The sequence below is a fragment of the Oligoflexia bacterium genome (assembly GCA_035326705.1).
Classification (GTDB): Bacteria; Bdellovibrionota_G; JALEGL01; order JALEGL01; family JALEGL01; genus JALEGL01.
On record DAOLES010000001.1, the window covers coordinates 171,822 to 185,246 of the forward strand.

At 30.1% G+C, this 13,425-nt stretch carries 11 protein-coding genes; 8 read left to right on the forward strand and 3 right to left on the reverse strand.

What is annotated here, in order from left to right; all coding sequences use genetic code 11:
• The first annotated feature begins 116 nt into the window (after positions 1-116).
• From PKC21_00820 to PKC21_00855, 8 genes are all read left to right on the forward strand, one after another.
• Positions 117-839: an FKBP-type peptidyl-prolyl cis-trans isomerase gene (locus PKC21_00820; protein ID HMR23871.1), complete on the forward strand. Its 723-nt coding sequence runs from the start codon at positions 117-119 to the stop codon at positions 837-839.
• Positions 811-3,114, forward strand: a complete 2,304-nt coding sequence (locus PKC21_00825) for a transglycosylase domain-containing protein (GenBank protein HMR23872.1) — start codon at positions 811-813, stop codon at positions 3,112-3,114. The genes PKC21_00820 and PKC21_00825 overlap by 29 nt, the downstream gene beginning before the upstream one ends.
• Complete coding sequence (locus PKC21_00830) at positions 3,107-3,616, forward strand: tetratricopeptide repeat protein (protein HMR23873.1); 510 nt, start codon at positions 3,107-3,109, stop codon at positions 3,614-3,616. Before PKC21_00825 ends, PKC21_00830 begins: the two co-directional genes overlap by 8 nt.
• A gap of 43 nt (positions 3,617-3,659) precedes the next feature.
• Positions 3,660-4,250 (forward strand): DEAD/DEAH box helicase, encoded by a 591-nt coding sequence (locus tag PKC21_00835; GenBank protein ID HMR23874.1) that lies wholly within the window; start codon positions 3,660-3,662, stop codon positions 4,248-4,250.
• A 5-nt stretch (positions 4,251-4,255) separates the two neighbouring features.
• Positions 4,256-8,836, forward strand: coding sequence for a hypothetical protein (locus PKC21_00840; protein HMR23875.1), 4,581 nt, complete (start codon positions 4,256-4,258; stop codon positions 8,834-8,836).
• A gap of 5 nt (positions 8,837-8,841) precedes the next feature.
• Complete coding sequence (locus PKC21_00845) at positions 8,842-9,426, forward strand: RlmE family RNA methyltransferase (GenBank protein HMR23876.1); 585 nt, start codon at positions 8,842-8,844, stop codon at positions 9,424-9,426.
• An 81-nt stretch (positions 9,427-9,507) separates the two neighbouring features.
• Positions 9,508-10,872, forward strand: a complete 1,365-nt coding sequence (locus tag PKC21_00850; GenBank protein HMR23877.1) for a penicillin-binding transpeptidase domain-containing protein — start codon at positions 9,508-9,510, stop codon at positions 10,870-10,872.
• On the forward strand, positions 10,856-11,308 hold the full coding sequence (locus PKC21_00855) for a hypothetical protein (GenBank protein HMR23878.1): 453 nt from the start codon (positions 10,856-10,858) through the stop codon (positions 11,306-11,308). Before PKC21_00850 ends, PKC21_00855 begins: the two co-directional genes overlap by 17 nt.
• A gap of 52 nt (positions 11,309-11,360) precedes the next feature.
• On the opposite strand, the gene PKC21_00860 is transcribed toward PKC21_00855, so the two are convergent.
• From PKC21_00860 to PKC21_00870, 3 genes are read right to left on the reverse strand one after another with little or no spacing between them, the layout of a single operon-like run.
• Entirely contained in the window at positions 11,361-12,530 is a 1,170-nt protein-coding gene (locus tag PKC21_00860; GenBank protein ID HMR23879.1) for an AgmX/PglI C-terminal domain-containing protein, read from the reverse strand.
• Positions 12,527-12,877, reverse strand: a complete 351-nt coding sequence (locus PKC21_00865) for a hypothetical protein (GenBank protein ID HMR23880.1) — start codon at positions 12,875-12,877, stop codon at positions 12,527-12,529. Before PKC21_00865 ends, PKC21_00860 begins: the two co-directional genes overlap by 4 nt.
• 3 nt (positions 12,878-12,880) lie before the next feature.
• The gene (locus PKC21_00870; GenBank protein HMR23881.1) at positions 12,881-13,417 is read right to left on the reverse strand and encodes a hypothetical protein; all 537 of its coding nucleotides are present in this window, start codon (positions 13,415-13,417) and stop codon (positions 12,881-12,883) included.
• Positions 13,418-13,425 lie beyond the last annotated feature (8 nt).

Genomic DNA, 13,425 nt, shown 5'->3' on the forward strand with positions numbered 1-13,425 from the left:
AAGCAAGTTTTTAACATAAACAAAGATCTACAGATATGCTTTGAGTTAAATACATATTGTTTATGTAATTAAGAAAACTTTGCTGGATAGTTTTTTTTTGTTATGTTGGCCCAATCATGAAAAAAATAAATACACTATCATTCATTATATTATTGGGGGTTAGCCTTGTCTCTTGCGATCAAATTAAGGGTAAGGCTTCAAAAAATGTAAACCTTTCAACTGATAAAGCCAAAAGAAGTTATGCAATTGGTTTACAGGTTGGAAGAACACTCAAATCACAAAAAGTTGATTTAGATGTGAACGTTATTGCAGCAGCAATTTCAGATGAACTTTCAGGTAAAGAAGCTAAGATGACTGAAGCGCAAATCAGAGAAACAATGATGGCCATGCGTGAAGATCAGCGTAAAAAAATTGAAGAAGAAAAAGTCATGAATGCCAAAGCTGGTGCAGAATACCTTGAAAAAAATAAAACTCAAGAGGGTGTAAAAACCACAGCTTCTGGACTGCAATATAAACATGTTACTGAAGGTAACGGCGCAACTCCAAAAGAAACTGATAAAGTTAAAGTTCACTATAAGGGTACTTTAATTGATGGAACAGAGTTTGATAGTTCTTATAAAAGAAATCAACCAGCTGAGTTTAATGTAAACCGAGTCATTAAAGGTTGGACTGAAGGTTTACAACTCATGAAAGTTGGAGGTAAATCGATCTTTTATATCCCTGCTGAATTAGCATATGGAGCTGTACCAAGGCCACAGATTCCTGCAAACTCTGTTTTGGTTTTTGAAGTAGAGTTGTTGGATATTGTTGATGAACAAAAAAATCCGAAAACAAAATAAGCGATTTCGTTTAAAAAAAAATAATCGAATAAAGAAAAGCAAGGTTCATACTTTTAAGTGGACCTTGCTTTTTATTTTTTTAGTTGGTGTATTAGGTGTTTTTATTCAGACCTACCTATCTCTTCGTCTGATTGTTAATAAATTTTCAAAACCACTACAATGGGAAATTAGTTCACAAGTCTATTCTGATGAAAGCGTAATTTATTCTGGGGAGTATTTTAAAAAAGATTATATTACGGAATATCTTAAGCTTTTATCTTACAAAGAAGTAAAACAGCAAAAAGATATTGCACATGCACGTTTTTATGAAAATAAGACAACCAATTCTGTCCTTGTGTACTTTCATCAACCGAAGAAGAAAATAGTATTCAAATTCAATGATAAACAATTTTTAGATAGCATTGTTGATGTCAGTCAGAGTTTAGAAAAAGAATTAAATCATATTGAGCTGCCTAGAGTATTATTAGGTGAGTTTTATGGTGATAAGAGAGAGAAACGAACTATTTTAGAGTTTGGTGAGTTTCCAGAAACCTTAAAGCGATCTATTATAGCAATGGAGGACAGAAGTTTTTATAGTCATCATGGAGTAAGTATTAAAGGTGTATTGAGAGCTTTGATTACCAATATTACTAAAAAATCATATGCACAGGGTGGAAGTACTCTAACTCAACAGCTTATGAAAAACTTTTTTTTAAGTCATAAAAAGACTCTTTGGAGAAAATGGAAAGAATTGGTTTTAGCTTTAATCGTTGATAAAATGTACAGTAAAGAAAAAATTTTTCAAATGTACCTTAATGAAATTTATTTAGGTCAAGTAGGTACGGTTTCTATTCATGGTTTTGAAGAAGCATCACAGCTTTATTTTCATGATAGTGTAAAAAATTTATCTATATCTCAACAAGCAATGTTAGTAGGACTAATAAGTTCTCCAGGGAGGTATTCACCATTTAATAATTTTGAACGTTCATTGAGTCGTAGAGATTTAGTTTTAAAAAAAATATTTGATGAAAAAATTATAAACCAAAAACAGTACATTAATGCTAGAGATGAAAAAATATACTTAGCTAAAAAGAGAGAAGTTTTTGAGCAGAGTTTATCATTAAAAAATAGTGTTTTATATGAATTAAATGAACATTTTTCTGAATTAGATTTAAAAGAAAATGGTTATAAAGTATTCACATCAATTGATCCTATTTTTCAAAAAAGTCTTAGAATTCAAAGTCAAAAAATATATAAAGAGATATTAACCCAACAAAAATTCAATAGTGAAGATTTACAAATGGGTGCAATTAGCATTAATCCTACTTCAGGCGCAATAAAAGCAGTATTAACAGGGGGAGGAAATCAAAATCAATACAATCATGTATATCAAATGAGAAGGCCTATTGGGTCCTTAATTAAGCCTTTAATTTTAGCCTATATGGTAGAAAAATATAAAAATGATTCTGAAAAGTATATTTCTAATACTCGTTTACTTAATGATAAAAAGACAACAATCAAATATGATGAAAAAGAGTGGCAACCTAAAAACTATGCCAATCAATATTTTGGAAAAGTTAGTTTAAGAACTGTAGTTGAAAAATCTTTGAACTCAGGTTTTTTAGATTTAATACAGCAGTATTCTTTTGAAGATATTTATGCAATGGCCAAACAATATGGCTTTACTGGATACCAAGAAGTTCCAGCTTTAGCATTAGGTGCATTAGAGTCTAACCCATATCAAATGGCCGGACTATATAGTATGTTTGTAAACTCTGGGTCAGCATTAACACCGAGTTTAGTGCAAAAAGTTACAAATGAAGCGGAATCAATACAGTCAAGACAGTTAAAAAGTAAAAAGTTTATTTCAGAAGAGGTTGCTTACCAAATTTTAAGCTTAATGCAAGGTGTGTTAAAAGACGGTACAGGTAAGAGTTCAAAAGCATATAATTTAAAATACAGCTATGCTGGAAAAACTGGAACCAGTAATGACAATAGAGATGCTTGGTTTATAGGTTTATCAAAGGATTTGATTACAGTTGTATGGTTTGGATTAGAAGGAGATCACAAGAGTAGTTTGACTGGGGCAAATTCAGCATTGCAGATATGGCTCAATTATATTAAAAAAATAGAAACCTATGTAAGAAGTGAGTCGTTTAAGCCGGCAGAAAAAATAAAAATAAAAAAAATAGATAAAGAAAAAGCATGTAGATGGAGTTTATTTAAAAGTAAACGTAATAATTTTGAAGAAGTTTTTTTATCAAATTATTCAATCAGGAGATGTAGCAATGAATAAAATACGCATAATTGTAATATCTGGGCTATTATTGTTTATAGGCTGCCGTCCAGCAAAACAAGCTTATCAAGCACAAGAACAGGTAGTTTTAGAGCAGATGTATCATAATGAAAGTGAAGCAAAAGCAAAAATAGCTGTGAAATATTTAATAGAAGCCGAAAAAAGCTTGAAAGTTGATCAATATAAAAAAGCAGAATTGGTTTTATTAAAAGCATTGGAGACTCAAGAGTATAGAGATTTAGTGAACTATTATTTAGCACAAACGTTTTATTATATGAAAAGATACGATGAAGCATTTTCTACTGTTGATAACATTGATACAGAATTTAATCATTACCCAAGATATAGATATTTATTACAACGTTTAAAAGCCGATATCCACTTAGCAATGGGTAAAAATGAAGATGCCTTAAATGCCTACAAGAAGTGTTTAAATATGCACTCTGATGATGTTTATGTTAAAGAAAAGATAAAATTATTAAGTGTATCAAATAATAATTAAAAATTTAAGTACCTGATTTTAATGGTTATTTTGAGAGGGAGTTATGAGTCAGTTGTCATTGCTTAGTGGATTAGATTCTAATCAGTATAAAATTTTGTATTTTGATTTAGAAACCAAGAAATCAGCTGAAGAAGTAGGCGGGTGGTCAAATATTAAAGATATGGGGATGGCATGTGGTGTTTTATATGATTCTGAAGACGACCTATACCATGTTTACTTAGAAGACCAAGTTCATGAAATGATCAAACACATAAAATCTGCGGATTTAATTGTAGGTTTTAATCATATCTATTTTGATTATAAAGTTTTAACGGCATATGATAATTTTAATTACAATAGATTAAATAACTTTGATTTATTATTGGATATTGAAATGCTATTAGGCAGAAGATTAAAACTAGATGCCTTAGCAAAAACTACCTTAAAAAAGCAAAAAACTGCTGATGGATTACAAAGTTTACAGTGGGTTAAAGAAGGAAAAATAGATCAGGTCATCGATTACTGCAAGGCTGATGTTGAAGTAACAAAAGATTTATTTTTATTTGGAGTTGAAAATAATTTTATTTTATACCCAGATAGAGGTCAAAAAGCTCAGCTTAACGTGAATTGGAATATTGATAAGTTGGTTAAGTAATGAAAATGAAACGTTCAGTCGACATTTTTTTATTTGTAACTTTTTTGCTGGCTTTATCAGTATTTGCAAAATCAAATTCTTATTTAAATTTTCAAGAACGTCGCCAGTTATTTAAAGATGAGTTGCAGTTCAATGACTCACATGAAGTTTTACGTTATGCAAGTAGTCATTTGCATCAACATGAATATTACTACGGCAGTAGCGGGGATCTTTTTGAGCAATTTGTTCAGTTTTTATTTCCACTGACTGGAAGAGAAAATAGGATTATGTTTATGCCACTTTCTGCTTGGGGCCCTAAAAAACCTCAGTATAAAAAATTTGATTGGCAAAGATATGAGTCTCAACACTTTGTATTTTATTATGATAAAAATGCTTACTCTTCATTTAAAAAAGCGCATGCATTTTTAGAAGATGATTTTGCACGTAACAACGAAATTTTTTCAGTTAGAAATAAGTTTTTAAAAAAGATTCCCATTATAATTTATCAGTCAAGAAAAGATTTTGAACAAACAAATATTGTAAGTGGTCCAGTGCCAGAGGGCTTAGGAGGTGTAACCGAAATTTTTTCATGGAAAAGAGCCGTATTTCCCTTTGAAGGTGAAATGTCAACTTTTGAACATGTGACCAAACATGAAGGTACGCATATCTATCAAATAGCTAAGGGAGCAAAAAACTTACCATTATGGTTTATTGAAGGTTCTGCTGAAACTAATTCAATATACTGGGATGCTGATGCGGAACAATTTATTAGAGATGCGTATTTAAATGATCTGTTTTTTGATATTGATGATTTATGGCAAATTCGTGGCACTTGGTTGATGTATAAAATTGGCAACTATATTTGTAATTTTATTCGTGAAAAGTACGGTGAGAGAGCTTTGCAAAAAATTTATCAAAATTCAGTTTCCTTGAATTTTAATGAAAACATTAAATTATCTTTAGGAGTGTCTTTGCAAGAACTCAATAGAATGGTGCAAGCATCATTATCTATGAAATATGGGTATTTATATAAAAAAAATAATCCATATGACAAAGCTCTAAAAGTACAAAAGAGATCCGTTGTTTTACATGCATATAAAAACTTTTTTATCAGTGGTAAAGGAAATGGCTCTAGTAATGCTTTATACATTAACTATATTGATGAAATGAGTAAAGTACATAAGAAAAAAATAATTTCAGATAAAAAATTAAATAGTGAATCATTGAATTATTTTAGAAAAGGGGCATGGTTGAATGAATCTAGTTTAGTTTATTCAATAAAAAATGGGTCTCATGATGAAATAAGATTACTTAATTATACATTTGATAAAAAAAAGAAACGTTTTAAGTTTGATAAAAAACCACATTTAATTCGTTTTCAGAAGATAAGATCGATTTTTTCACCTGTAATAGTTGGTGATAACAAAGTAGTATTTATTGGTATCAAAAACGGTTTTAGCAATATTTATCAATATAATTATATTGAGAAAAAACTTGAACAAATAACAAAAGATTCTGCACATTATTCAAATTTAGATTACTCAGCTGCTAAAAACACAATAATTTTTTCTAAAGAATTGGAGCGTTCTCAAGATAGAATTTATTATAACAGAGATATTTTTGAATATGATTTAAAAACTCAGAAAATAATACCAATTACGCAAACTTCAGATATTAGAGAAAATAATCCTAGGTATTCAATATCTGGAACTAATATTATATTTTCATCAGATGAAGATGAAACACATAATTTATATTTGTATAACACGTTAACTAGAGCCAAACAAAAATTGACAAATCATCCTTCAGGTATAAAAACAGCCGTTTGGTCTCAAAATGAATCATTGTTGTTAAATGTGAATAATCGGTTTGTTTCCGATATTGTGCACATGCCACTTCCTAAACCCTTTGATATGCTTAATAATGAAATTAATTTTGATTCTTCAAAATCAATATCAGTTTTTTCAGAAAATAACGCCTATATATATTCTCCAAAAAATTTAGATGAAAAAACTACAGAAATTGAAGTTGAATTCAACTCAAATAAAAAAATTACCACTGGTAACAATAATACTTTTCTTCAGCACAATGATCAGAAATTTAAAGTTCAAAAAATTGCTGCTTTTGAAAATGAATTGTTTATTCAGGCCACAAATATAAACGATGATAAAAAAAGAATTCAGTCACTTGAAGATAAAATATTATATTTTAGGGTTAACAAAAATACCCTTGAATCTATATATGATCCAGTTATTCAAAAAGATTCGTCTTCAAAATCAATTAATCAAAAAATAAGTAAGATATTAAAAGATAAAGTCATTATTTCAGTTTGGGAGTTTAAGGATACAGCAGATGCTTTAGTTCTTGTTAATGAAAAACTCAGTACGCAGGATAAGTCACAAAATAATAGTAAAGCGATAACAAATTTATACTCATGTGATTTGGAAAAAAATAACTGTGAAGTGTTGCGAGGGTCAAGATTAGAAAATTTTAAAAAGGATATTTTTTGGGTAGCAAAATTAGAGGGGGGCTCTTATTTGTGGACTTTATCTGAAAATAAAAATGGTCCATATGAGATTTTTTTGTATGATCATAAACTAAAAAAAACCATAAAAGTAGGTAATGAGGTTTTAAGATTTAAAGTTGCTGAAACTCAAAACTCATTTTCTATGTTGGTAGGATCTGACTTTATTGTTTACGATTTTTCAGAGGAAAAAGGATGGACTGCAAAACAGTATGAGCCAAATGGCAGTATCATAGGGTATGATTTTTTAAAAAAATCAAATGACTTTATGATTTTAACCAGCCATAAAAAACATTTAAATATTCATTTACTTAAAAAAGATAAAACAGTTTTAAAAAAAGTAAAACATTCTATCAATAACCTTGTTCTTGCAACAATTAATAAAAAGACTGGAGATTTTGTTGTTTATGCAAAGTCTCAAAATAACTCAGAGATGATCGATAAGCTTTATTATTATGATAAAAAGACTGAAGAATTTTATGATATATCTATTAGAGGCAAACTCAAAACATTTGATCAAGTTGTTTTTATTGATGATTTCTTAGTCTTTACTGGAAAGAATTTTTCTTATGAAAAGTCTGAAACATGGGTTTGGAAAAATAAGGAAAGAAGGCAGCTTAAAAATATTATTGAAGCTAAGAGTTTAAATGATAACCAATCTTGGGTAGTGAACTTAGAAAATGATTTGTACCTTCTTCAATTTGATAATGATAAGTATAAAAAGATAGTCAGTGATAGTTTTGGTTTTGATGTACATAGTAAAAAAGTTTTTTATGCATCTACAAACAATGAAAAATATAATATTTATCAATATGATGTTGATTTAGATAAAAATAGTTTGTTGATAGCCTCTAAAAATCATGCGTTTAAGCCTAAGTTTTTTAAAAATAAACTCTATTATCAATCTTATGATGGTAAAGTTATTAATGTAAGAGAGTACGTTTCAGATAAGAATCAAGATTCATTAGCGTTTTCATTGAAAAAACATCACGTTGTGATGGATGCAAGTAATGAAAATCTAAAAAGAATGCGTTTTGATTTGTTACCTTATCAAGAATCTATATATTCTGGCCCAGAGTTAACTTCACCAAAGTCGTTTCCTATTGAAAACTCCTCCAAACCAGCAAAAGATATTTATAAGCTGCAATCTTTGTTAGCAGCGGCAGCCTATGATGGGAATAACTTTAGGATCCTTTTAAATGGTTATGTGGATAATATATTTAGTGACAAGGGAGCATTTGTAAATCTTATTTTACTTGGTGAAAATAAATTTGCTGTATTTGGAGTTTCAAACTTACGAAATGCCACTTCTGCATCTGTTTTTTATAATGACAGAGAAAATATTCAAAATTATGGAATTAACTTTAGCAAACGGTTTAATCTTGATCGTTATAGAGCATTTAATATTTTAACTGAATTAGAAAGGCAAGTATATGGTGAATCAACACCTGACACATTAAGTTATGTTGATAGTGACGTTGAAAATAAAAGCTTTAATGTTGTAAAGCTCTCTAGTACTTATGATCACGATGTAACACTATGGGATAGACATGGTCCTATAAGTGGAAGTAGAGTGTTTTTTAGATTAAGTAGTGGTTTAGATTTAACTGAACAAAGGCTTGCTTATTACAGTGGAAATGCGGATGTTAGATTTTACAACTCAATACTAAATAAATTTAGCTTGGCACATAGGTTGAGCGCAGGAAGCAGTCAAGGTGCTTTACCAGAAGTATATTTAGCTGGGGGAAATATATCTTTTAGAGGTGTTAATTTTGATGATTTACAAGGTCAGAATTATGCAATTTTTAGCGAAGATGTAAGGTTGCCACTATTTGATTTTATTGGGGCAAAGTTTTTTGATCCTTTAGATAGTTTTGTTGGTTTTTTAACACGCTTTTTTGATGTTAGAACAGGAGCTTTTATTGATGTGGGAGATGTTTGGTACAATAATGAAGATTTTGAGCTTATGTATGCCAGTGGATTTTTTGCTAATGTGCCTAGTTTATTAGGGGTGAATTTGAGGTTTCATTACTCAGTTTGGGGTAAGCAAGGCTTTGGTTTTTGGATTGGGAGTAATTGGTAACTGTTATGGATCCTAAAAAATTGGATTACTATTATAAGAAAGCCAAGCAAGAGGGACATGTAGCCCGTTCAGTTTATAAATTGGAAGAGATAGATCAGAAATTTAAACTTATAAAAAAAGGGCAGGTAGTTATGGATTTAGGTGCTGCGCCAGGATCTTGGACAAATTATGTTGCTCAAAAAATAGGTAATAAAGGTAAATTAGTTGCTTTGGATCTTAACCCTCTTAATATAGCTTGTCCAAATAACGTCTACTTTTATCAACAAGATATCAATTGTTTAAATTATGCTGACATTTTAGACCAATATGGAGCTTTTGATTTAGTTATAAGTGATATGGCTCCGCAAACAACAGGTATTAAAAATAGAGATCATTTTTTATCTATAGAGTTATGTCTGATGGCCTTAAATGTTGCAAAAGAAGTTCTTAAAAACACTGGAAATTTTGTTTGTAAATATTTTCAAGGAAGTGATGAACAAGCTCTTGTTAAAGCATGTAAAGATGTTTTTAAAACAGTTAAGGTTTTTAAACCAGAAGCAAGCCAAAAAGCCAGCAAGGAACTGTTTTTAGTGGCAATTAACAGGAAATAAGCTTTTAAACGCGTAGAATGTATGTAAATAGTAAAATAATAGAGCATTACTTGTATATATGATATTTATAGATTCATTGCAGTGAGTTGGAAAGATTTTCAAAAAAATAATCATAAAGCTGGTCGGCAAAGGATAAATGTAAAACGCTTACCCAATAAAAGTAAGGTTCTATTTTCATTGCTTGCGATTGGGATTTGTGCATTTTTGATTGATGTCATTAGACCATTAAGCCATGCTGATAATAAACAAAGTTCACAAGATCAAATTAGCTCAATAACGAGTCAACAAGATGAAAAAGAATTAACTTGGTTGGGCTTATTTCAAAATCACTTAGACTGGCGTGTTTTAGAGCATGGATTAAACAGAGTGGTTATGAAAAATAAAGATAGCTCATGGCAGGTTAACTTAACGGTTGAAGAAGATTTACAGAAATACATTCAAAAGAAATTAGCATATTATGAAGTAGATTTTGGTGCTATTGCAGCAATTAATCCTAATACAGGCGCTGTTGTTGGACTAACATCTTATTCTAATAAAGATCATAAACATGACTATTCTTTAAGAGCAGCTTTTCCAGCTGCATCCGTTTTTAAAGTGGTGACGGCTTCGGCAGCATTAGAGTATAAAAAATGGAATTACAATACCAACATTAGATACCAAGGTAATACCAAGTACGTGACAGAAAAAAATTCAAGTACGCCAGGAGGAAGCTATAAAATGCCCTTGCATGAAGCATTTGCAAAATCAACCAACTTGATTTTTGGTAAAATTGGGAGAATGATCCTGAATAAACAGCTATTGCTTAGAAAAGCAAACGACTATGGTTTTGCACAACAAATTCCTTTTGATATGCCTCTTGATCTTAGCTATATAAAATTTGAGAATGATGATATTTCAGTTGCAGAAGTCGCGGCTGGTTTAGGCGATGTAAGTTTAAGTCCTGTCCATGCGGCAATGATAGCTGCATGTGTTAGTAATGATGGCATTATGATGAAACCTTATGTTGTTAAAAATGTAGTTAATGAAAATGATGAAGTTTTGTATCAAGTGGACAGTAAAATGTGGAAAAAATGTCTTAATTCTGAAGTTATTCTAGATTTAAAGAAAATGATGCAATCTACAATTGATATAGGAACGGCTAAAAAATCTTTTAGGGGGTATAAAACCAATCCAGTACTCAAAGATCTTTCCATAGGAGGAAAAACTGGGTCAAAAACAAATCTTAAGCTAAAAGGTTGGAATGAATGGTTTGTAGGCTATGCTGAACAGGGAGATGAAAAGCTAGCCATTGGTATTGTTATTGTTAGTCAGAAGTATTGGAAAGTAAAACCTTCTCAATTAAGCAAAGATATTTTTCAATATTACTTTTCAAAAAAGAGACAAAAAGATAAAAAGCAACCTAAAGTGATTGAAATAAGGAGTAATTTAGATGAAAAAAAACAATAGAAGACCTCTTTTAAAAAGATTCTGGTCCAATAAAGGCTTTCAAGCAAAATATTCTCTTTTGGTTGTAACCATTACAACTTTAATTACGCTTATATTTAGCTACTTATATTATAAAAATGAAATGGTAAAAACTGAGATTTTGGGCATACAGAACAGTGAACTATTACAAATGATTCAAGGGAATGATAATCGTTTGATTATGTACTTAATTGGCTTTTTCGTATTTCAATTTTTGATGGTTTTTGTGCTTGGGGTGCTTTTAACCCATAAAGTTGCAGGGCCACTGCATAGAATGGAGAAATATCTTCAGGAGCTTAACGAAGGGAAAATGCCTTATGCATTGAGTGGATCAAGAAAAGGTGATGAGTTTAAATCTTTATTTAATGCATTTGTAGAATACAACAATAATCTAATAGAAAAAAACAAAAAAAGTTAGTGTAAAGCATATTTATGCTACTTATGGTATGATCAGTTGATCATTAAAAAAATTACTTAAAAGAAAAGGTGTATTGAACTTTGATTGATTTTAAATTGATTTGATCAAAATGCATTTTTTTCATACCGTTGGCAAAGCATTTTTGAAGAGCCTTATCATTAATTGAGTTTTTTAAGTACTTTAAATTATCCATTTTTCCAGAAGAAAAAACTTCAAACTCCATGTTAAGATTGCCCTTGACCTGATTATGATTACCTAAAATTTCATAGCAAGAGTCAAATAAGTGCATATTTTTTTTGATTGTATTTCTAATTAATTCTAACTCTCCTCCATAGCTTTCTAGTTTTTCAAGAGAAGAGGGGTCAAAGTCTTCAGTGTAAATTTGTTTTCCTTTAAACTGAATATCTGTGTATTTGCTGTTTTTTTGCGATAATCCAGCACTTTTATCAAGACTAGCCAAAACGGGAGTATTGAATAGGTTAGAGGACTTTTTAGATGGATTGTGGCTTTCAAAATACTGTGAAGTAAAGGCAAATGTTTCTGTTTGCAGAATTTCTTGGTTAATTTGTTTTTTATATTGAACCGGTTGTTTAATAGACTGTAAACACATTTTTGCTTTTAAACTAAGTCTTGAGTTTTGTTGATTAACATACAATTCACATAGTTTTTTATATTCTGGAGATGAAAAATAAATAAATGTATCTAATATTCCCGCTGTATAACTTGGTTGATTAGACTTGGATAAAATATCAGTAATATTATTTTTAATAAAGTTGCTATCAATTGCTGATAAAACCCATAAAGCATCAAGCTTTTTTGATGAATTAGAATTGATTTGGAAGTGATCAACCCAACTTTGTTCATCAATAACATTTCTGAAACTCCATAAAGTTTGAGCAACAATTATTTTTTCATTTTTATTGAGAAAAGCTGAGTTTTTTAAGTAAATCAGTTGAGCTAAAGCCTGACTATCTGGAATTTGTGAAATAGCTTGTATGATAGATAACCTAACTGCTTTATTTTTTTGTTTTTTATAAGCGCTTGCAAGGTGTGGAGCTACGGATCCATTAGAAATTTTTCCAAGCTGTATGGCTGAAGCAATTTTAATTTTATAGTCTGCATTGGAGTCTAATTTTTCTAATAAAAGATCAATCTGGTTTTTTGAGTAAGCTGAATTGACAATAAGAAAAATAAAAATGATAAATATACTTATCTGCTTCATAATTGAATATCTTTTTTTATGATGCAATCTAGAGCAGTCATTAACTCTTGATGCATTTGTGAGTCTTTAAGCTGCTCAATATTTTGCGCATCATGATTCATCGCTGTGATTTCAAACTTATTGTTCCCTATATTATAGTTTAGTTGATAAACGTATGGTATGTGCTGTTTATCATTGCAATAATGTAGTGTGACTACATACCTAGAGTTTATCATATTTAATGGTCTGGTGTACCTAAAAAATTTTTGCTCATTGGTTTTTAAGTAACCTATAAGTATTTCTAGTTCAGAACTGTTTCTAAAAGGTATAATTTTAACATCAATTTTTTCAATACTAAATTCCATCATTTTTTAATACATATGCGCGTCTGAATAGTTTCTAAAATGAAGCGCCAAGCCATAACTATGCACTTTGTAATCTTCACCAGATAAAAAAGTTTGGTGAAAATTATAAAATGGACCAATTGAAAATGTTTTCTTTCGATCTAGTTTTAGACCTATGCTTCCCCCTAAATGTAAGCCAAATTTATCATCTTTGGCAAAATTAGTGTACTGAAAAGCACTTTGTAGGTCAAAATGAAACAGATTTTTTAAGAAATTAAATGATACTTGTGGCCCTAATCCAGCTCTATGGATAGTAATATCGTCATGCTTAGAATAACTATACGGTGTGTTAAGCGCTAAAAAAGGTAAAAAGAAGTAGCTGATAGAAGCACCTAATTGATAATAGTTATTGTCTAAACTGTAAGTATTGGTCTTGCTTTGGGCCGCCGATGGTAGAAGGCTTAGACGTATTTCTCTAAAATTATTTTGATTTTGGGCATAAGAGTTTAAAACAAAAACATAAGGTAAAGCTAATAAAAACAGATATTTGATTGAAAATCTCATATTTTGAA